This window comes from Actinomadura luzonensis, from assembly GCF_022664455.2.
In the GTDB taxonomy this organism is placed as follows: domain Bacteria; phylum Actinomycetota; class Actinomycetes; order Streptosporangiales; family Streptosporangiaceae; genus Nonomuraea; species Nonomuraea luzonensis.
In genome coordinates this window covers 6,240,576-6,261,561 of record NZ_JAKRKC020000001.1, presented here as the reverse complement: position 1 = coordinate 6,261,561, position 20,986 = coordinate 6,240,576, and the positions used below count along the sequence as shown (strand labels likewise).

General features: G+C 68.2%; 12 protein-coding genes and 3 rRNA genes. 14 read left to right on the top strand and 1 reads right to left on the bottom strand.

Going from position 1 to position 20,986, the window contains the following annotated elements; genetic code table 11:
• Positions 1-207 precede the first annotated feature (207 nt).
• The 3 genes from MF672_RS29615 (at position 208) to rrf (ending at position 5,616) form a co-directional block, all read left to right on the top strand.
• Positions 208-1,728, top strand: a 16S ribosomal RNA gene (locus MF672_RS29615).
• 300 nt (positions 1,729-2,028) lie between these two features.
• Positions 2,029-5,420: ribosomal RNA gene (locus MF672_RS29610) — 23S ribosomal RNA — on the top strand.
• A gap of 79 nt (positions 5,421-5,499) precedes the next feature.
• Positions 5,500-5,616, top strand: a 5S ribosomal RNA gene (gene rrf / locus MF672_RS29605).
• The 16S, 23S and 5S rRNA genes sit together here, the layout of an rRNA operon.
• 116 nt (positions 5,617-5,732) lie before the next feature.
• On the opposite strand, the gene MF672_RS29600 is transcribed toward rrf, so the two are convergent.
• Positions 5,733-6,551 carry a dioxygenase family protein gene (locus MF672_RS29600; protein ID WP_242381428.1) on the bottom strand — a complete coding sequence of 273 codons (819 nt, stop codon included), beginning with the start codon at positions 6,549-6,551 and terminating at the stop codon, positions 5,733-5,735.
• A gap of 187 nt (positions 6,552-6,738) precedes the next feature.
• Between MF672_RS29600 and MF672_RS29595 the strand changes: the two genes are divergently transcribed.
• From MF672_RS29595 to MF672_RS29545, 11 genes are all read left to right on the top strand, one after another.
• Positions 6,739-8,028: a bifunctional folylpolyglutamate synthase/dihydrofolate synthase gene (locus MF672_RS29595; RefSeq protein WP_242381446.1), complete on the top strand. Its 1,290-nt coding sequence runs from the start codon at positions 6,739-6,741 to the stop codon at positions 8,026-8,028.
• A 265-nt stretch (positions 8,029-8,293) separates the two neighbouring features.
• The gene (locus MF672_RS29590; protein WP_242381429.1) at positions 8,294-8,635 is read left to right on the top strand and encodes a DUF4233 domain-containing protein; all 342 of its coding nucleotides are present in this window, start codon (positions 8,294-8,296) and stop codon (positions 8,633-8,635) included.
• A gap of 68 nt (positions 8,636-8,703) precedes the next feature.
• Complete coding sequence (locus MF672_RS29585; protein ID WP_242381447.1) at positions 8,704-10,401, top strand: hypothetical protein; 1,698 nt, start codon at positions 8,704-8,706, stop codon at positions 10,399-10,401.
• Between the two features lie 246 nt (positions 10,402-10,647).
• Complete coding sequence (gene ndk, locus MF672_RS29580) at positions 10,648-11,058, top strand: nucleoside-diphosphate kinase (protein ID WP_242381430.1); 411 nt, start codon at positions 10,648-10,650, stop codon at positions 11,056-11,058.
• Positions 11,059-11,467: 409 nt separating this feature from the next.
• Entirely contained in the window at positions 11,468-12,499 is a 1,032-nt protein-coding gene (locus MF672_RS29575; protein WP_242381431.1) for a rod shape-determining protein, read from the top strand.
• Positions 12,499-13,377: a rod shape-determining protein MreC gene (gene mreC / locus MF672_RS29570; RefSeq protein ID WP_242381432.1), complete on the top strand. Its 879-nt coding sequence runs from the start codon at positions 12,499-12,501 to the stop codon at positions 13,375-13,377. The genes MF672_RS29575 and mreC overlap by 1 nt, the downstream gene beginning before the upstream one ends.
• Entirely contained in the window at positions 13,374-13,838 is a 465-nt protein-coding gene (gene mreD, locus MF672_RS29565) for a rod shape-determining protein MreD (RefSeq protein ID WP_242381433.1), read from the top strand. The genes mreC and mreD overlap by 4 nt, the downstream gene beginning before the upstream one ends.
• Positions 13,835-15,880 carry a penicillin-binding protein 2 gene (gene mrdA / locus MF672_RS29560; protein ID WP_242381434.1) on the top strand — a complete coding sequence of 682 codons (2,046 nt, stop codon included), beginning with the start codon at positions 13,835-13,837 and terminating at the stop codon, positions 15,878-15,880. The genes mreD and mrdA overlap by 4 nt, the downstream gene beginning before the upstream one ends.
• The gene (gene rodA / locus MF672_RS29555) at positions 15,877-17,043 is read left to right on the top strand and encodes a rod shape-determining protein RodA (protein WP_242381435.1); all 1,167 of its coding nucleotides are present in this window, start codon (positions 15,877-15,879) and stop codon (positions 17,041-17,043) included. The genes mrdA and rodA overlap by 4 nt, the downstream gene beginning before the upstream one ends.
• Before the next feature lie 203 nt (positions 17,044-17,246).
• The gene (locus tag MF672_RS29550; RefSeq protein ID WP_242381436.1) at positions 17,247-19,157 is read left to right on the top strand and encodes a TIGR03960 family B12-binding radical SAM protein; all 1,911 of its coding nucleotides are present in this window, start codon (positions 17,247-17,249) and stop codon (positions 19,155-19,157) included.
• A gap of 153 nt (positions 19,158-19,310) precedes the next feature.
• Positions 19,311-20,063 (top strand): TIGR03936 family radical SAM-associated protein, encoded by a 753-nt coding sequence (locus tag MF672_RS29545; protein ID WP_242381437.1) that lies wholly within the window; start codon positions 19,311-19,313, stop codon positions 20,061-20,063.
• Positions 20,064-20,986: the final 923 nt, after the last annotated feature.

Below are 20,986 nucleotides of genomic sequence, written 5' to 3'. Positions count from 1 at the left end.
GTTTGACAAGAATCGTCCGGATCTGGTAAGCTTAAGGAAACGACGAGCGCCTCCAAGGCGAAGTTCGGTAGAGCTTCTCCGAAGATGTACGCGTCCGTTTCTTGAGAACTCAACAGTGTGTTAAAAGCCAGTGCATGTGCATCACACATGTATCACCCCGTCATTCATGACGGATTCTTGCTTGGACAGTACTGTCCGAACAGTCATTGTTTGGAGAGTTTGATCCTGGCTCAGGACGAACGCTGGCGGCGTGCTTAACACATGCAAGTCGAGCGGAAAGGCCCTTCGGGGTACTCGAGCGGCGAACGGGTGAGTAACACGTGAGCAACCTGCCCCTGACTCTGGGATAAGCCCGGGAAACTGGGTCTAATACCGGATACGACCGCCTCCGGCATCGGATGGTGGTGGAAAGTTTTTCGGTCGGGGATGGGCTCGCGGCCTATCAGCTTGTTGGTGGGGTAGTGGCCTACCAAGGCGACGACGGGTAGCCGGCCTGAGAGGGCGACCGGCCACACTGGGACTGAGACACGGCCCAGACTCCTACGGGAGGCAGCAGTGGGGAATATTGCGCAATGGGCGGAAGCCTGACGCAGCGACGCCGCGTGGGGGATGACGGCCTTCGGGTTGTAAACCTCTTTCAGCAGGGACGAAGTTGACGTGTACCTGCAGAAGAAGCGCCGGCTAACTACGTGCCAGCAGCCGCGGTAATACGTAGGGCGCAAGCGTTGTCCGGAATTATTGGGCGTAAAGAGCTCGTAGGCGGCTGGTCGCGTCTGCCGTGAAAGCCCGCAGCTTAACTGCGGGTCTGCGGTGGATACGGGCCGGCTAGAGGTAGGTAGGGGCAAGTGGAATTCCTGGTGTAGCGGTGAAATGCGCAGATATCAGGAGGAACACCGGTGGCGAAGGCGGCTTGCTGGGCCTTACCTGACGCTGAGGAGCGAAAGCGTGGGGAGCGAACAGGATTAGATACCCTGGTAGTCCACGCTGTAAACGTTGGGCGCTAGGTGTGGGACCCTTCCACGGGTTCCGTGCCGGAGCTAACGCATTAAGCGCCCCGCCTGGGGAGTACGGCCGCAAGGCTAAAACTCAAAGGAATTGACGGGGGCCCGCACAAGCGGCGGAGCATGTTGCTTAATTCGACGCAACGCGAAGAACCTTACCAAGGTTTGACATCACCCGGACCGCCTCAGAGATGGGGTTTCCCTTTTGGGCTGGGTGACAGGTGGTGCATGGCTGTCGTCAGCTCGTGTCGTGAGATGTTGGGTTAAGTCCCGCAACGAGCGCAACCCTTGCTCCATGTTGCCAGCACGCCGTTCGCGGTGGTGGGGACTCATGGGGGACTGCCGGGGTCAACTCGGAGGAAGGTGGGGATGACGTCAAGTCATCATGCCCCTTATGTCTTGGGCTGCAAACATGCTACAATGGCCGGTACAGAGGGTTGCGATACCGTGAGGTGGAGCGAATCCCTAAAAGCCGGTCTCAGTTCGGATTGGGGTCTGCAACTCGACCCCATGAAGTCGGAGTCGCTAGTAATCGCAGATCAGCAACGCTGCGGTGAATACGTTCCCGGGCCTTGTACACACCGCCCGTCACGTCACGAAAGTCGGCAACACCCGAAGCCCGTGGCCCAACCCGTAAGGGGGGGAGCGGTCGAAGGTGGGGCTGGCGATTGGGACGAAGTCGTAACAAGGTAGCCGTACCGGAAGGTGCGGCTGGATCACCTCCTTTCTAAGGAGCACTCTCACCCATCACCACCGGACGTGTGGTGGGGTGACAGCTCACTAGTGGAGCACTGGCTACTCGGCACCGCCAGGTCGCCGGCCGGCAAGTACCGCCCCGCAAGGGGAGTGGGAACGACGGTTCGGAGGCTCGGGGGTTGCCGGACACACTGTTGGGTCCTGAAGGAACGGGCAGCTGGGCTGGTCGTCTTCTTCGGTGCACAGGACCAGCGAACGACCTGTTGATCGGGTCGGGAGCTGGTTGCTGTTTGTTGTTTGAGATTTGCATAGTGGACGCGAGCATCTTTGTGGCCAAGTTTTTTAGGGCACACGGTGGATGCCTTGGCATCAGGAGCCGATGAAGGACGTGGGAGGCTGCGTTAAGCCTCGGGGAGTCGCCAACCAGACGTTGATCCGGGGATGTCCGAATGGGGAAACCTAGCACCAGTCATGTGGTGTTGCCTCCGCCTGAATGTATAGGGCGGTTGGTGGTAACGCGGGGAAGTGAAACATCTCAGTACCCGTAGGAAGAGAAAACAACAGTGATTCCGTGAGTAGTGGTGAGCGAAAGCGGATGAGGCTAAACCGGGCGTGTGTGATAGCCGGCAGGCGTTGCATGTCCGGGGTCGTGGGACCCTCTTGGGATGGCTGCCGCCGTCTCGGGCAGTGATAAATCGGTGGGGTAGTCGAAGCCTCTGGGAAGGGGCGCCGTAGACCGTGAGAGCCGGGTAGGCGAAACCTTGTCGACTGCTGGAGGGGATCCCAAGTAGCACGGGGCTCGAGGAATCCTGTGTGAATCTGCCAGGACCACCTGGTAAGCCTAAATACTCCCTGATGACCGATAGTGCACGAGTACCGTGAGGGAAAGGTGAAAAGTGCCCCGGTGAGGGGTCGTGAAATAGTACCTGAAACCGTGTGCCTACAAGCCGTAGGAGCTATTGTCTCGACTCTGGCCTGCCCAGGAAAGCATGCCACTTGGAAGAATGAGCCTGCAACTGATCATGCTGTCGAGAGCACCAAATCCTGGGAAGCAAGACAGGCGAGCACCACACCCGTCGCAGCCGTACAACCTTAGCAGCAATCTACCCAGTTTGTGGCAGTACAATGTGTGTATGCACATATGCTGTAAACAAACCTGGCATGGGGGAGGCCAGTGGGCTGGGAAAGAAAGAAGACACAGGCAACACAAACAATGCCAAAGGTGCGCGGCCGGGTAGGCGGGTGGCATGGCGGCCATGCTGTGATGTGACTGCGTGCCTTTTGAAGAATGAGCCTGCGAGTTATGGTGTGTGGCGAGGTTAACCCGTGTGGGGGAGCCGTAGCGAAAGCGAGTCTGAAGAGGGCGTTTGAGTCGCATGCTGTAGACCCGAAGCGGGGTGATCTACGCATGGGCAGGTTGAAGCTCAGGTAAGACTGGGTGGAGGACCGAACCCACCAGGGTTGAAAACCTGGGGGATGACCTGTGTGTAGGGGTGAAAGGCCAATCAAACTCCGTGATAGCTGGTTCTCCCCGAAATGCATTTAGGTGCAGCGTCGCGTGTTTCTTGCCGGAGGTAGAGCACTGGATGGCCGATGGGCCCGACAAGGTTACTGACGTCAGCCAAACTCCGAATGCCGGTAAGTGAGAGCGTGGCAGTGAGACTGCGGGCGATAAGGTTCGTAGTCGAGAGGGAAACAGCCCAGATCACCGACTAAGGCCCCTAAGCGTGTGCTAAGTGGGAAAGGATGTGGAGTCGCAGAGACAACCAGGAGGTTGGCTTAGAAGCAGCCACCCTTGAAAGAGTGCGTAATAGCTCACTGGTCAAGTGATTCTGCGCCGACAATGTAGCGGGGCTCAAGCACACCGCCGAAGTCGTGGCACTGACGAGCACTTGGTGCTTGTTGGTGGGTAGGGGAGCGTCGTGCGGCCGGTGAAGCGGCAGAGTGATCTAGCCGTGGAGGCCGTGCGAGTGAGAATGCAGGCATGAGTAGCGAATCGAGGGTGAGAAACCCTCGCGCCGGATGACCAAGGGTTCCTGGGGCAGGCTAATCCGCCCAGGGTAAGTCGGGACCTAAGGCGAGGCCGACAGGCGTAGTCGATGGACAACGGGTTGATATTCCCGTACCCGCTTCAATGCGCCCATATCGAACCTCGTGATGCTAAGAGTCCTTAACTCGCTTGGGCCTTCGGGTCTGGGGTCAGAGTGAACGCTCGATCCGATCGGGTAGTAGGTAAGCGATGGGGTGACGCAGGAAGGTAGTCCAGCCCAGGCGATGGTTGTCCTGGGGTAAGCATGTAGGGAGCGAGGTAGGCAAATCCGCCTCGTATGTATCCTGAGATGTGATGCCGAGCCGATTGTGGTGAAGTGGATGATCCTATGCTGCCGAGAAAAGCCTCTAGTGAGTGTTGTGGCGGCCCGTACCCTAAACCGACTCAGGTGGTCAGGTAGAGAATACTAAGGCGATCGGGTGAACTGTGGTTAAGGAACTCGGCAAATTGCCCCCGTAACTTCGGGAGAAGGGGGACCTCTGCTGGTGATGAGTTTTGCACTCGGAGCTGGTGGGGGTCGCAGTGGCCAGGGGGAAGCGACTGTTTACTAAAAACACAGGTCCGTGCGAAGTCGTAAGACGATGTATACGGACTGACGCCTGCCCGGTGCCGGAACGTTAAGGGGACCGCTTAGCTCCACTTGTGGGGCGAAGGTGAGAACTTAAGCGCCGGTAAACGGCGGTGGTAACTATAACCATCCTAAGGTAGCGAAATTCCTTGTCGGGTAAGTTCCGACCTGCACGAATGGCGTAACGACTTCCCCGCTGTCTCAACCGCAGACCCGGCGAAATTGCACTACGAGTAAAGATGCTCGTTTCGCGCAGCAGGACGGAAAGACCCCGGGACCTTCACTACAGCTTGACATTGGCGTTTGGAGCGTCTTGTGTAGGATAGGTGGGAGACTGGGAAGCTCGGACGCTAGTTCGGGTGGAGTCATTGGTGAAATACCACTCTGGTCGTTTTGAACGTCTAACTCTGGTCCGTGATCCGGATCGGGGACAGTGTCTGGTGGGTAGTTTAACTGGGGCGGTTGCCTCCTAAAGGGTAACGGAGGCGCCCAAAGGTTCCCTCAGCCTGGTTGGCAATCAGGTGTTGAGTGTAAGTGCACAAGGGAGCTTGACTGTGAGACTGACGGGTCGAGCAGGAGCGAAAGCTGGGACTAGTGATCCGGCATCGGCGTGTGGAAGCGGTGTCGCTCAACGGCTAAAAGGTACCCCGGGGATAACAGGCTGATCTTCCCCAAGAGTCCATATCGACGGGATGGTTTGGCACCTCGATGTCGGCTCGTCGCATCCTGGGGCTGGAGTAGGTCCCAAGGGTTGGGCTGTTCGCCCATTAAAGCGGTACGCGAGCTGGGTTTAGAACGTCGCGAGACAGTTCGGTCCCTATCCGCTGCGCGCGCAGGAGACTTGAAAGGGGCTGTCCCTAGTACGAGAGGACCGGGACGGACGAACCTCTGGTGTGCCAGTTGTACCGCCAGGTGCACGGCTGGTTGGCTACGTTCGGAAGGGATAACCGCTGAAAGCATCTAAGCGGGAAGCTCGCCTTGAGATGAGGTCTCCCACCCTGTGAGGGGGTAAGGCTCCCGATAGACGATCGGGTTGATAGGCCGGAGGTGGAAGCGCGGTAACGTGTGGAGCTGACCGGTACTAATAGGCCGAGGACTTGACCACAAAGCATCTTGCTCGCGTCCACTACGCAATTCTGAGACAGCAAACACGCCTGTGTGTGTGTTTGGTTGTTTCTCAGGGTTACGGCGGTTATGGCGGGAAGGAAACACCCGGTTACATTCCGAACCCGGAAGTTAAGCTTCTCTGCGCCGATGGTACTGCACTCGGGAGGGTGTGGGAGAGTAGGTCACCGCCGGACAATCTTTAGGGAAAGGCCCCGACGCCTCGCGTCGGGGCCTTTCTGCGTTTCAGGGGCAAGGAAGAGGGCCACTCCCAGCAGCTGGAGTGGCCCTCTCTTGTGCTCGGGGACCGTGGTCAGAGGTGTTGCCACAGGGCGGGCACGTTGGGTGGCTCCCAACCTGCCTGCGCCTGGTGCCCCTGCAGGCACCGGTACGTGGCGCCGCCGTACGTGACCTGGTCGCCCGCCTGGTAGGTCACCCCAGCCTGCCAGGTGCCGCCGCCCGGGGGCGGGCTCGTCGGAGGGTTCGTGGGCGGGGTGCCCGGGACGTTGAGGACGAAGTCGAAGGTCGCCTCCCGGCCGGTCCCGACCGTTCTGACCGTCATGAGCAGGGCCGGGTCGAAGATGGTGTCGGTGCTGTTGCGGGGTTCGCCGGGAAAGTAGAGCTGCGTCGTCAGGATCGGCCGGCCGGGGGCCTGGGCCTTGACGTGGATGTGGCGGGTGCGGCCGGGGTAGAGGCCGGGGACGATGGTGGTGAGCTTGAACGCGCCCTGGGCGTTGGTGTACTGGTGGCCGCGGAAGTTGTAGGTGACGTTGTCGTAGGCCCCGGCGTTGTCGGCCTGCCAGAAGTCGAGCAGCACGTTGGCGAGCGGCTGGCAGGCCAGGCCGAACACGTACCCGCTCACCGTCAGCGGGGTGCCCATGCCGGGCAGGACCGTGCGCTGCGGCGAGTTCGGCCTGAAGTACGGGCCTTCGGTCTGCGGCGGCGTGGGGTCGTCGCCGTCGTCGCAGTAGGGGGTGGGGGTGAGCGGCCGGCCGCTCGCGGCGGCGTCGCGGGCCAGAGCCGGCAGCTGTCCGGCGAGCAGCGGGACCGGGGTCGCTATGAGTGCCGCCTTGAGAAGCGTCTTCCTGCTGATGCCGCCGGAATGGCCGGAGCGAGTGTTCTCGCCTTCCACGATTTCCTCCTCGAGAACGCCCTGCCGGGGGGTGGGGCAGGCTGGTCCCCAAGGTCGCAGCAGCGGGAACGGCTGGGTACCCTCCAACTTTCCATCCATCACACGACATGGTTCGGGCCCCGGCGGAAGCGCTGCGGGCAGTCAGTAGGGTTGAGGGGTGGATTATCGTGCGGTCGAACGCGCGATCATGGAGCGCGGCGTCGAGTGGGATTTCGAGCCGACGCTGGACAGGATCGCGGCCCTTCTGGATCTGCTCGGCTCGCCGCAGCGGGCGTACCCGGTCATACACATCGCCGGCACCAACGGCAAGACGAGCACGGCGCGCCTCACCGAGGTCCTGCTGAGAGAGCGCAATCTGCGGGTCGGACGGTTCACGAGCCCGCATCTGGTGTCGATGCGCGAGCGCATCACGGTGGACGGGGAGCCGCTGAGCGAGGAGCGGTTCGCGCAGGTCTATGAGGAGATCATCCCGTACGTTGAGCTGGCCGACGGCCAGGGGCGGCGTATCCAGTTCTTCGAGCTGCTGACCGCGATGGCGTTCGCGGCCTTCGCCGACACGCCCGTCGACGTCGCGGTCATCGAGACCGGCATGGGCGGCTCGTGGGACGCGACCAATGTGGCGGACGGCACGGTGTGCGTGATCACCCCGATCTCGCTCGACCACACCGACCGGCTGGGCCCCGACATCCCGAGCATCGCCGGGGAGAAGGCGGGCATCATCAAGCCCGGTGCCACCGCGATCCTGGCCCAGCAGGAGCTGGCCGCGGCCGAGGTGCTGATGCGGCGCTCGGCCGAGGTGGGCGCGGTCGTGGCGCGCGAGGGGCTGGAGTTCGGGGTGATGAGCCGCGAGGTCGCCATCGGCGGGCAGCTGCTCACCCTGCGCGGGCTCAAGGGCGTGTACGACGAGGTCTACCTGCCGCTGTACGGCGCCCACCAGGCGAGCAACGCGGTGTGCGCGCTGGCCGCGGTCGAGGCGCTGACGGGGGGCGACGACCCGCTCGACGCCGACCTGGTACGCCAGGCGTTCGCGCAGGCGTCCTCGCCGGGGCGCATGGAGGTCGTGCGCCGCACCCCGACAGTGGTCATCGACGCCGCGCACAACCCCGGTGGCCTGCAGGCGACGCTGGAGGGGCTGCACGAGGCGTTCGACTTCGCCAAGGTCGTCGGCGTGGTCGCGGTCATGCGCGACAAGGACGTCGAGGCGCTGCTGGAGCTGCTGGAGCCGGTCCTGGAGGAGGTCGTCGTCACGCGCAACTCGTCGCCGCGGTCGCTGACGGCGGACGAGCTGGCCGACCTGGCCGTCCCGATCTTCGGGGAGGAGCGGGTGCACGTGGAGGACCGGCTGGACGACGCCATCGACAAGGCGATCGGGATCGCCGACGCCGAGGGGGAGTTCAGCGGCACCGGTGTGCTGATCACGGGGTCGGTCGTGACGGCGGGCGATGCGCGCAGGCTGCTCAAGGCGGACGGCTCCTGATGACGGCGACTTCGCCGTTCCTGCCCGGGCCGGCCGTCATGGGTGGCGGGCATGTGCTCGCGGCCGACGGGCACAGGCTTGCGGGCGGCGGGCGCGGGCTTCCGGGCGGCGCGCGCGGGCGAGGGCTGTCTGTGCGCGGGCGTGCGGCCCGGGGCGCGGGTGGCGGCGCGGCGAGGCGGGGCGGGTCATGCGGGCCGGTCCGGCATCACGGAGATGTCCGGGGTGGCGGGGATGGTGCGGTTATAGGGATTGCAGGTGGTTCGGGATGAGCTTTCAGGTGACGCCGGGTATGCGCAGGCTGGGGGCCAGCGTGCTCGGCATGGAGGCGATCGTCGCCGGGCTGATCACGCCGGTCGCGATCACCATCGGCAAGGTCGCGCCCGCGCTGGCGGTGACCGTCGGGATCGGGCTCGCGGTGTTGTGCGTCGTGGCCGCGGGCCTGCTCAAGAAGCCCGTGGGGTACGTGCTCGGCAGTGTCGTGCAGGTGCTGGCGATCGGCGCCGGTTTCCTCGTGACGTCCATGTTCTTCCTCGGCGCGATCTTCGCGGCCCTGTGGATAACCGCGATTATCGTCGCTCGCCGTGTCGAGGGCGCTACTTCCCGCTAAAGTCGGCCTACATGGCCGTCCCCCCGATCCAGCGGTCGCTCCGTCCGACTGCGCCCAGACATCCCTGGTTGCTCGACACTCTGCTCGGGCTGCTGGTCGTGTCCGCGCTGCCGCTGGCGATCACCACGATCCCCAACACGCTCTCCGTCGTCGCCAAGCTGCTGCCCGGCGACCTCGACCAGGTGGGCCTGATGCGCACGCACGGGCTCGCCCTGCCCGCGCTCATGCTGACCGTTCCGCTCGCGGCGGTGGCGCTGCGGCGGGTGCCGGTGGCCCACCTCATGCTCGCCGGGCTGGCGCTGGTGGCGCTGTCCGACGCGGCGGGCGGCTACGCGGCCACCGAGCTGGTCGTCGGCGCCGCCCGGGTGCTGCGCGGCGTGGGGGCCGGGCTGCTGGTGCCCGCCACGCTCGTCGCGGTCTGGCAGCGTACGCCGGTGTTGCGGGCGCTGTGGGCCGGGACGTTCGCGCTGAGCCTGCTCGCGGCCCAGGCGCTGGCGCTGTGGCCGCTCGACGAGGTGAGCAGCTGGAAGGTGACACTGCAGCCGTACCCGCTGGTCACGGGGATCGCGCTGGGGCTCGCCGCCGCGCACCTGGTCGCCTGGATGCTGCTCGGCCGGCCCGCCGCGCCCGCTCCCGACCCGCGGGAACGTAGCCGGCTGCTGCTGACCGTCGTGCCGGCGGCCGGGATCGCGGTGGTGGCGATCAGCACCGCCACCGCGGGCTGGCGGGCGGCGCCGGTGATGGCGCTGGCGGGTGCGGCGGTGGCCGGGCTCCTGGTGCTGGCGTCCATGGGCACCGCGGAGAGCCGGCGGGCGGCGTACGTGCTGGTCGCCGTCGGCGTGGTGCTGCTGCCGAGCGCGGCGCAGGTGACGCTGGTGGAGATGGGCGGGCTCGGCGGGCCGGGGCTGCGCGGGCTGTGGCTCCCGTACGGGATCGCGGGGGTGCTCGCGATCGGCGCGGCGGTGGCGGTGCGGCTGTTCGCGGCCGCCGCGGGGCGGTGGCTCGGGCCGCTGGGCCTGCTGTCCATGGTGGTGGGGCTGTGCTCGGTCCGGCTGGTGGTGCCGTCGGCGGACGGGCTGGTGCTCGCGGTGCCGTTCACGCTGCTGGCGGTGGGCGCGGCGGTGGCGGTGACGGCGACGTTGCAGGAGGTCGGGGCCGGGGTGGCGGCGTTCGGGCTGTCGCTCTGCGTGGCGGGGGTGCTGGCCGGGTTCCTGCTCGGGACCGGGGTGCAGATGGCCATGCTGGACGGGGTGCGGTCGGCGCAGGAGCTGGTCGACAAGTTCGTGGGGGCGCTGCACTGGTGGGCGCTCGTCGGCGGGTTCCTGATGGTGGTGGTGATCGTGATGGCGGCGGTGCTGGCCCGGCGCACTGCAGGCGACGCCGAGGAGGAGGAGCCGCCGTGCGTTCTCGGCGACGTGCTGGTGGCGTCCGGCCGGGAGGAGACGGCGCGTGCCGGCGGGACGGCGCGCGGGAGCGAGGCGGTGGACTGTGGCGGGCGACCGGCCGGCGGGGGCGTGCGGAAGTGGGGGGACGTCGTGATCGACGTGCCCGCGGTCGATCCCGTGGTCGATTCCGTGGTCGATCCCGTGGAGGCGTCCGGGGCTCCGGTCGCTGAGGAGGACGAGGACGCGCCGACCGGGGTGGTGCCCAGGGTGGTCCTGCCGGTGGCGGCCGGGCACGCCTTCGAGCAGCCCGGAAGTGAGGAAGGGGCGGTGCCCGCGATCCCGCCGCAAGGGCAGTCGCCGGAGGACGGCACCGTCCCCTAGCGCGAGGCCCCGACGACGCCGCTCTCCGCGGCGGAGCGGGTCCGTGGTCGCGAGTACCGTCCCGCCTGCGCGCCGGCAGGTCCGTGAGGGGCGGGATCGCCGTCGGAAACGAGGGTGCGGGCCCGGGACGGTAAGCTGAGGGCCCGGCTACGGCGACGTGCGGGCCCCTGTGCCCGGCGAAGCGTCCTCGCGGTGAGGCCGGGCGCCGGTAGCCGCGACCCCATTCTGTTCGAAGGAGAACTCCAAGTGTCCGAGCGCACTCTTGTCCTGATCAAGCCCGACGGGGTGAAGCGTGGCCTCATCGGTGACGTGATCTCCCGTGTGGAGCGCAAGGGCCTCAAGGTCGTGGCGATGGACCTGCGCACCCTCGACGCCGACACCGCCAAGGCGCACTACGCCGAGCACTCCGAGCGGCCGTTCTTCGGCGAGCTCGTCGAGTTCATCACCTCGGGCCCGCTCGTCGCCCTGGTGCTGGAGGGCCCGCGCGCCGTCGAGGCCTTCCGTGCGCTGGCCGGCGCCACCGACCCGGTCAAGTCCCCCCCTGGCACGATCCGCGGCGACCACGCGCTGGAGATCAGCGAGAACGTCGTGCACGGCTCGGACTCGCCCGAGTCCGCCGCCCGGGAGATCAAGATCTTCTTCCCGGACCGGTTCTGACCGCCGTCGGCAGGTGAGCCACCGCCTCGCGCCGCGCTCGTGCTGAGCGGCGGCGTCCGGGGCGGTCCTCGCGCCCGTACAGCCCTGCGCGCTGTGCGGGCGCGCGTGTTTTTCCGCGGTGGCTCCTGGGGCGCGTCGTGACCGCCCGGGTCGCGTCGGCGCGTTTTTGTCGGTGGGCTCGCGTAGCGTGTGGCGCGAGAGTCGAGGGTTGCGGGTCGGGGCTTTTGGAGCGTTCCAGGCGGCGTTCGGGCGTTGTGCGCCTATCTGGGCAAAATTGCGGTTGAGCTTGGGGCTGGAGATTTTTGAGGGGCGCGGCGGCTCACTACGCTCATCGGCGGGTACGTCACGTTACGATTCGAATTCAATCCGTAGTCATTCGCGAACGACGTTACGGAGGGCTCCGTTCCCCATGGGCAGCAAGCTCGCGTTCCTCGGCCGTGACATGGCGGTCGACCTGGGCACCGCCAACACGCTGGTCTACGTGCGTGGCCGCGGCATCGTGCTCAACGAGCCGTCAGTCGTTGCGATCAACACCACTACGGGGAAGATCGTGGCGGTCGGCATCGAGGCCAAGCGCATGATCGGCCGCACGCCAGGCAACATCGTGGCCGTCCGGCCGTTGAAGGACGGCGTGATCGCCGACTTCGACGTCACCGAACGCATGTTGCGATATTTCATCCAAAGGGTGCACAAACGCCGCCACTTTGCCAAGCCGCGCATCATCATCGCCGTGCCGAGCGGCATCACGAGCGTGGAGCAGCGGGCGGTCAAGGAGGCCGGCTACCAGGCCGGCGCCCGCAAGGTCTACATCGTGGAAGAGCCCATGGCCGCCGCGATCGGCGCCGGGCTGCCGGTGCACGAGCCGACGGGCAACATGGTCGTCGACATCGGCGGCGGCACCACCGAGGTGGCGATCATCTCGATGGGCGGCGTGGTCACCGCGCAGTCGATCAGGATCGGCGGCGACGAGCTCGACCAGGCGGTCATGGCGTTCGCCAAGAAGGAGTTCTCGCTGATGCTCGGCGAGCGCACCGCCGAGGAGATCAAGATGGCGATCGGCTCGGCCTGTCCCAACGGCGAGGAGATGCACGCGGAGATCCGCGGGCGCGACCTCGTCAGCGGCCTGCCGAAGACGATCATCGTCTCCGGCGAGGAGATCAGGAAGGCGATCGAGGAGCCGGTCAACGCGATCGTCGACGCCGTCAAGACCACGCTCGACAAGTGCCCGCCCGAGCTGTCCGGCGACATCATGGACCGCGGCATCGCGCTCACCGGCGGCGGCGCCCTGCTCAAGGGCCTCGACGAGCGCGTCAAGGCGGAGACCGGCATGCCGGTCCACCTCGTGGAGAACGCCCTCGACTCGGTCGCCATCGGCTCAGGCAAGTGCGCCGAGGACTTCGAGGCGCTGCAGGAGGTCCTCGTTCCGGAGTCGCGACACTGATGAGAGACTCGCGCCGGGCCCGGCTCGTCCTCGGGGCGCTGCTCACGGCGGCCCTCGTCATCCTGACCGTCGACCATCGCACGGGCGACGGCTCGCCGCTGCGCCCGTTGCGCACCGCCGGCTCCTGGGTGTTCGGCTCGGCCGAGCAGTTCGGCGGCGGCGTGGTGCGGCCGGTGAGCGGCTTCGTGCAGGCCCTGCTCAGCGCGCCCGCCGCCCAGGACCGCATCAAGGCGCTGACGGAGGAGAACGCCAGGCTCAAGGCCGGCATCGCGGCGGGCAGGCTCGACGCCGGCCGGGCGAGCGAGCTGAAGAAGCTGCTGGGGCTGGCGGGAGCCGGCGGATACAAGATCGTCCCGGCCAACGTGGTGGCCCGGCGCGGCCAGCCGGGGTTCGAGGACACCGTGCAGATCGACGCGGGCACCACCGACGGGGTGCGCACCGAGATGACCGTGCTCAACGGCGACGGGCTCGTCGGGCGCGTCATCCAGGCCTCGACCACCAGCTCGACCGTGCTGCTCATCAGCGACCCCGCCTCGGCGGCGGGCGCGCGGCTGGAGGGCGGCAAGGAGATCGGCGTCGTCCACGGGGTGGGCGAGCACGGCAGGCTCGTGCAGTTCCGGCTGCTCGACTCCACCGCGCCGCTGGTCCGGGGCGGGCGGATCGTCAGCTTCGGCTCGCAGAACGGGCGGCCGTACGTGCCGGGGGTGCCGATCGGGGTGATCGAGCGGGTGGAGTCGACGCCCGGCGAGCTGACCCGCATCGCCTACGCCCGGCCCTACTCCGACCTGACCGCCCTGGACGCCGTCGGCGTGGTGGTCGAGGCGCCGAAGCGGGATCCGCGTGACGCGGTCCTGCCGCCCAAGGAGGGATCGCGGTGATCGGCGCGCTGTGCGTTCTGCTCGCGCTGCTGGTGCAGGTCATGCTGGTCAACCGGCTGTCGTTGCCCGCCGGCGGGGCGCCCGACCTGGTGCTGCTGGCCGTGATCGGGGCGGCGCTGATGCGCGGGGCGGTCCCCGGGGCGACGCTCGGGTTCGTCGCCGGGCTGCTGGTCGACATCGCGCCGCCGGGCGCGCACCTGGTCGGGCAGTACGCGTTCGTGCTGGCCCTGGTCGGCTACGTCGCCGGGCGGGGCGCGGGCGGGCCGGTGACCACCGTGGTGCTGTGCGTGCTGGTGGCGCCGCTGCTGGCCGCGGGCGTGAGCCTGCTGATCGGCGACGCTCGGGTGACGATGTCCACGTTGACCGAGGAGGTGCCCGTCACTGTCGTCTACACGCTGCTCGTGTCCCCGATCGTCATCTGGCTGACCACCCGCAGCGCCCAGCCGAGGTACTCGACATGATCAAGATGCGCATCCGGCTGCTGGTGCTGCACGTGCTGGTGCTCGCGCTGCTCGTCGTGCTGGTCGGGCGGCTCTACCAGGTGCAGGTGGTGCACGGGCAGGAGTTCGTGACGCGGGCGACGGAGACCAGGACCCGCACGGTGATCGTGCCCGCCGTGCGCGGGCAGATCCTCGACTCCGCCGGCCGGCCGCTGGTGCGCAACAAGACCGCGCTGGTGGTGTCGGTCGACCGGGCCCTGCTGTCCAGGACGCCCGACGGCGGCCTCAAGGTGCTGACCAAGCTGTCGCAGGTGCTCGGCCGGCCGGTGAAGGAGCTGCAGCAGAAGATCACCCCGTGCGGGCCGCAGGTGCCCAAGCCGTGCTGGACGGGGTCGCCGTACCAGCCGGTGCCGCTGGACGAGAAGGTCGACACCCGCGAGGCGCTGCAGATCCTGGAGCGGCAGGAGGAGTTCCCCGGGGTGACCGCGGAGATTCACTCCGTGCGTCAGTACCCGGGCGGGCGGGCCGCCGCGCAGATGCTGGGCTACCTGCAGCCGGTCACGGAGGAGGAGCTGGAGAAGCGCGAAGGCCTGAAGGCCGAGTTCTCCGGCGTCGACCTGGCCGGGCGCGACGGGCTGGAGTACGTCTACGACGACGCGCTGCGCGGCAAGGCGGGGCTGCGCCGGGTGCAGGTGGACCGGATGGGCAAGGCGCTCGGCGTGGAGGAGCAGGTCGCGCCCGTCCCCGGCCACCACCTGGTGACCAGCATCGACTCGCGCATCCAGGCGGTGACCGAGCAGGCGCTGGTCAAGGCCATGAAGTCGGCGCCGGGCGCCGACGGCGGGGCGGCGGTCGTGCTCGACGCGCGCACCGGGCGGGTGGCGGCGCTGGCCAGCCAGCCCAGCTACGACCCGGAGATCTGGGCGGGCGGCATCTCGGCGCGCGGCTACCAATGGCTGATGTCGGAGAAGTCGGGCAAGCCACTGGTGTCGCGGGCGATCAACGGGCAGTTCGCGCCCGGCTCGACGTTCAAGGTCTCGTCCGTCACGGCGATGCTGCGGGCCGGCTACCCGCTGAACGGCACCTACAACTGCTCGGGATCGGTCAACGTCGGCGGGCGGGCCTTCAACAACTTCCGCGGCCAGAACCTGGGCGCGATGAACCTGCACACGGCGCTGGTCAAGTCGTGCGACTCGATCTTCTACCGGGCGGCGTACGAGCAGTACCTCAAGGACGGGGGGCGGGCGCCGAAGAAGACCGCCAAGGAGATCTTCGCCAACACGGCCAGGGGCTTCGGCTTCGGCAAGCCGACCGGCATCGACCTGCCCGGCGAGTCCGCCGGCCGCATCCCCGACCGGGCCTGGAAGAAGGAGCTGTGGAACCAGACCAGCTCGGTCAACTGCGAGCGGTCCCGCAAGGGGTATCCGGAGGTGAAGGACCGCGCGCGGGCGGAGTTCCTGAAGCGGCTGGCGCTGGAGAACTGCACGGAGGGGTTCCTGCTGCGGCCCGGCGACTCGGCCAACTTCTCCATCGGCCAGGGCGACGTGCTGGTGACGCCGATGCAGCTCGCCCGCGCGTACGTGGCGCTGGTCAGCGACGGCAAGCTGCGCAGCCCGCGCATCGCCTGGGCGGAGGTGCGGCCCGACGGCAAGGTGGTCAGGACGATCCCGGTGCCGGTGGTCGGCAAGCTGCCGCTCAGCGAGAAGGAACGGCTCTACATCAGGAACGCGCTCAGCGAGGTCACCAAGGACGGCACCGCGGCCGGGGCCTTCGCCGGCTTCCCGATGAACAAGGTGCGCATCGGCGGCAAGACCGGTACGGCGGAGGTGTGGGGCAAACAGGACACCTCCTGGTTCGCCTCGTTCGCGCCCGCCAAGAACCCGCAGTACGTGGTGGTCGTCATGGTCTCGCAGGGCGGCTTCGGCGCCTCCACGGCCGCGCCCGCCGCGCGTGAGATCTACGAGGGCATCTACGGCATCAAACGGGCGCCGGCCGTCCCCGGCGGCGAGCTCACGACGAACCTGCCGGCCTTCCGGCCCGACGGAACGGTGGCGCCGCGATGACCACCCGCACCGCCGCCGTCCAGCGGCCCTCGCTGCTGCGGCGGCTCATGCAGGAGAACTCCGCGGTCCGCAGGCTCGACGGGCTCATGCTGGTGGCGGTGGCCGGGCTGTGCGTGATCGGCACCCTCCTGGTGTGGTCGTGCACCCGCACCTGGGCGCCCGGGTCCACCGGGCTGGTGAAGAAACACCTGCTCAACGAGGCCATCGGCGTGGTGCTGTGCGCCATGGTGGCCACCGTCGACCACCGGGCGATGCGGGCGTACGCGCCGCTGGTGTTCTTCGTGTCGCTGGTCGGGCTCGGGCTGGTGATCACGCCGCTGGGCGCGACGATCAACGGGTCGCACTCGTGGATCCTGCTCGGCGGGGGCTTCGCGGTGCAGCCGTCGGAGTTCGCCAAGGTGGGGCTGCTGCTGATCATCGCCATGCTGCTGGCGCAGCCGGCCGAGGGCGCGGACCGGCCGCGCGGCCTCGACGTGATGCTCGCGATCCTGGCCGCGGTGGTCACCATGGGGCTGGTCATGCTCCAGCCCGACCTCGGCACGGCCATGGTGCTGGCGGTGATCACGGCGGCGGGCCTGGTGCTCGGCGGGGTGCGTAAACGGGTGATCGCGGGGCTCGTGCTGGCGGCGGCGCTCGGCATCTTCTCGGTGTTCTACTTCCAGCTCCTGGAGCCTTACCAGGTGGCGCGGTTCACGGCGTTCGTCGACCCGAGCGTCGATCCGCGCGGCGTGGGCTACAACGCGACGCAGTCGCTGATCGCCATCGGCTCGGGGCAACTGCTCGGCAAGGGGCTGCTCGGCGGCGGGCAGACGACCGGGCGGTTCGTGCCGGAGCAGCACACCGACTTCATCTTCACCGTGGTGGGGGAGGAGTTCGGGTTCCTCGGGTCGGCGGCGGTCGTGGTGCTGCTCGGCGTGGTGCTGGTGCGCGGGCTGCGGATCGCGCGGCGGTGCGAGGACCGGTTCGGGACGCTGGTGGCGGGGATGATCGTGTGCTGGTTCGCGTTCCAGACGTTCATCAACATCGGGATGACGATCGGGATCATGCCGATCACGGGGCTGCCGCTGCCGTTCGTGTCGTACGGCGGCACGGCGACGTTCGCGAACCTCACGGCGATCGGGCTGCTGCAGGCGATCAAGGTGCGGGGGCAGTCGTTCCTGTAGCGGCGGTGGGGGTTGGGCGGGTGAGCTCCCGCGCGTGGCCGCGTTGAGCGGCGGGTGGGCTTCCGCGTGCAGGTGTGCTGGGCGGGCGGAGGATCGGGCGGGTTCGGACGGTGGGTCGTGCGGGTGGGTGTGGGCGGGGGCTGACGCGGGGTGAGCGGTGGTGCCGGATTTGCCACCGTCCGGACCCCGCTACCCTTGACGGTATGCCTGTCGAGTCGATTTTCCACCGCCTGGAAGCGCTGCTGCCCAAGGTGCAGAAGCCCATCCAGTACGTCGGAGGTGAGCTCAACTCGACCGTCAAGGACTGGGACTCCGCCGACGTGCGGTGGGCGTTGATGTACCCGGACGCCTACGAGGTCGGGCTGCCCAACCAGGGCGTGGCGATCCTCTACGAGATCCTCAACGAGCTGCCGGGCACGCTGGCCGAGCGCACCTACGCCGTCTGGCCCGACCTGGAGGCCCTCATGCGGGCCGAGGGCGTCCCGCAGTTCACGGTCGACGCGCACCGGCCGGTGCGCGCCTTCGACGTGCTCGGCGTGTCGTTCTCCACCGAGCTCGGCTACACCAACCTGCTGACCGCGCTCGACCTGGCCGGCATCCCGCTGGAGGCGGCCGAGCGCGGCGAGGACGACCCGATCGTCCTGGCCGGCGGGCACGCGGCCTTCAACCCCGAGCCGATCGCCGCCTTCGTCGACGCGGCCGTGCTCGGCGACGGCGAGCAGATCTCCATCGCCATCACCGAGGTCATCCGCGAGTGGAAGGGCGAGGGCAGGCCCGGCGGCCGCGACGAGCTGCTGATGCGCCTGGCCGAGTCCGGCGGCGTCTACGTGCCCCGGTTCTACGACGTCGACTACCACCCGGACGGGCGCATCAAGCGCGTCGCGCCCAACCGTCCCGAGGTGCCGTGGCGGGTCCACAAGCACACGGTGATGGACCTCGACGAGTGGCCCTACCCGAAGAAACCGCTGGTGCCGCTGGCGGAGACGGTGCACGAGCGGTTCAGCGTGGAGATCTTCCGCGGCTGCACCCGCGGCTGCCGGTTCTGCCAGGCGGGCATGATCACCCGTCCGGTGCGCGAGCGGTCGATCACCACGATCGGGGCGATGGTCGACAACGGCATCAAGGAGTCCGGCTTCAACGAGGTCGGTCTGCTGTCGCTGTCGTCGGCCGACCACTCCGAGATCGCCGACGTGGCCAAGGGCCTGGCCGACCGCTACGAGGGCACCAACACGTCGCTGTCGCTGCCGTCCACGCGCGTCGACGCGTTCAACATCGACCTGGCCAACGAGTTCTCCAGGAACGGCCGGCGCTCGGGCCTGACGTTCGCGCCCGAGGGCGGGTCGGAGCGGATGCGCAAGGTGATCAACAAGATGGTCACCGAGGAAGACCTCATCCGCACCGTCACCACGGCCTACTCGCAGGGCTGGCGGCAGGTGAAGCTCTACTTCATGTGCGGCCTGCCCACCGAGCAGGACGAGGACGTGCTCGGCATCGCCGACCTGGCGAAGAAGGTCATCAAGGCCGGGCGCGAGGCCACCGGCAGCCGCGACATCCGCTGCACCGTGTCCATCGGCGGGTTCGTGCCCAAGCCGCACACCCCGTTCCAGTGGGCCGGGCAGGCCGACCACGAGACCGTCGACCGGCGGCTCAAGGCGCTGCGCGACGCGCTGCGCGGCGACAAGGAGTACGGCCGGGCCATCGGCTACCGCTACCACGACGGCAAACCCTCGATCGTGGAGGGGCTGCTGTCGCGCGGCGACCGGCGGGTCGGCGCCGTCATCCGCGCCGTCTGGGAGGACGGCGGCCGGTTCGACGGCTGGAGCGAGCACTTCTCCTACGAACGCTGGATGGCCGCGGCGGAGAAAGCCGGCGTGGACGTCGACTGGTACACCACCCGCGAGCGCGAGGAGAACGAGGTCCTGCCCTGGGACCACCTCGACGCCGGGCTCGACCGCGAATGGCTGTGGCAGGACTGGCAGGAGGCCGTCTCCGGCGGCGAGGTCGAGGACTGCCGCTGGACGCCGTGCTACGACTGCGGCGTCTGCCCGACGATGGGCACCGAGATCCAGATCGGCCCGACGGGGCGGAAACTCCTTCCCCTCACGGTGGTCTAGCGCTCTCAGTGGGCGAGCCGTGCCTCGGCGTACACGTACACACGCCGGGGCAGCTTATCCTGAGACGAAGGAACTCTTACAAGGGAAGGACGACAAGCTCTGAAACCTGTTCCCGAAGGGCCTCCGCCCGCGCCCACGGTGCAGCGCCTGCGTGTGCGTTACGCCAAGCGCGGCCGCCTGCGCTTCACCAGCCACCGCGACATCTCGCGGGCCGTCGAGAGGGCGGTCCGCCGTGCCGGCATTCCGGTGGCCTACAGCGCTGGTTTCTCGCCCCACCCGAAGATCTCCTACGCGGGAGCGGCGCCGACCGGCGTCGCCAGCGAAGCCGAATACCTCGAGATCGGCGTCACCGCGCCGTGCGACCCCGAACAGGTCAGATCCGACCTCGACGGATCGTTGCCGCCGGGGCTCGATGTGCTCGACGTGGTGGAGGCGGGTCCGGGTGGGCTGGCCGACCGCTTGGAGGTCTCCGACTGGGAGGTGCGCCTGCCCGGTGCCGATCGCGAGCTCGCCGAGGTGGCGGTGGAGAAGTTTCTCGCGGCGGGCACCGTGGAGGTCGAACGCCTCACCAAGAAGGGACCCCGCCGCTTCGACGCGCGCGGCGCCGTCCTGGGGCTGACGGTGTCCGAGGGAACAGAAAGAACCGCAGCTCAGGTGCAGAGAGGGCCGTGTGTCATACTGCGCATGGTTGTTCGGCACATGACGCCTGCAGTTCGACCCGACGATGTGCTCACAGGGCTGCGCCTTGTGGCCGACTTCGCGCCGCCGGTTCCCCCCGAGGTGACCAGGCTGGCGCAGGGGCCGCTCGACGCCAGTACCGGTGCGCTTGCCGACCCGCTCGACCTGGACCGCGACACTACGCGCGGCGGCGAGGCGGGACCGGCGGGTGAGCACGTCGGCGGTTGAGGACGCGCCCAGCATGCGCCGGGCACGACCGCTGACAGGACTTGGCGTCGGCGCCTCCGCCATGGAGGTGCCGGCGGACAACTGAGACACGAGGGCTCCTGCGCGGCGCGGCGACGCGCCCGGGAGCTGACGGGAGAGCGCCCGCATGCTCGACGACAACGAGCCCAACGCCGGGGCCACTGGCCCCGACGGGGAGACAACTGAACAGACTGCAGCGTCCAGGCGCCGCCGCGCCGCCAGCCGGCCCGCGGGGCCGCCGCCGGAGCTGCCCGAGGAGCCGGCGTCCGCGCCGGTCACCGTTTCCGCCGCGCAGGCCGCGCCGTCGGTCTCCGTGAGCGAGGCCACGCCGGTGCGGAGGTCGGCGGCCCGCCGGGCCCCCGGCGCGCCGGATCCGGACATTCTCGCGGCCGTGGACAGCGGCGCCGGCGGCGGTACGGCTACCGGTGGCGCGGCTACCGGCGGTACGGCTACCGGCGGTACGGCTACCGGCGGTACGGCCTCTGGTGGCGCGTCCTCTGGCGGTACGGCTGCTGGCGGCGCGGCTGCTGGGGGTACGGCCTCCGGTGGTGCGGCTGCTGGTGGCGGTGACGCCGGGAGCCCGGAGGCCGCTGACGTGGCGGCCGGGGCCGGGGCCGAGGCTGCGGCCGAGGAGAAGCCGAAGAGGGCGTCGCGGACGCGGTCCACCGCCACGACGACGCGGCGACGTACGACGAAGAGGGCCGCCGAGGCCGAAGAGGCGGCGGCGGACAGCGGCGTCGCGGTGACCGGCGCGCCCGCGGGCGCGGCTGAGCCGGCGGGCGTGCCTTCTGACCTGGCCGAGACGGCCGACGCGCCTTCGGGCGTGGCTGCGGCGGCGGCCGGGGGGCCTTCGGCCACGGCCGGCGGGGTGCCTGCGACCGCGGCTGAGGCGGGCGGTGTGCCTG

Coding starts and splice junctions, on each gene's coding strand:
- MF672_RS29595 (WP_242381446.1), top strand. CDS start 6,739: ATGGAGCGCGGCGTCGAGTGGGATTTCGAGCCGACGCTGGACAGGATC.
- MF672_RS29590 (WP_242381429.1), top strand. CDS start 8,294: ATGAGCTTTCAGGTGACGCCGGGTATGCGCAGGCTGGGGGCCAGCGTG.
- MF672_RS29575 (WP_242381431.1), top strand. CDS start 11,468: ATGGGCAGCAAGCTCGCGTTCCTCGGCCGTGACATGGCGGTCGACCTG.
- mreC (WP_242381432.1), top strand. CDS start 12,499: ATGAGAGACTCGCGCCGGGCCCGGCTCGTCCTCGGGGCGCTGCTCACG.
- mrdA (WP_242381434.1), top strand. CDS start 13,835: ATGATCAAGATGCGCATCCGGCTGCTGGTGCTGCACGTGCTGGTGCTC.
- rodA (WP_242381435.1), top strand. CDS start 15,877: ATGACCACCCGCACCGCCGCCGTCCAGCGGCCCTCGCTGCTGCGGCGG.
- MF672_RS29550 (WP_242381436.1), top strand. CDS start 17,247: ATGCCTGTCGAGTCGATTTTCCACCGCCTGGAAGCGCTGCTGCCCAAG.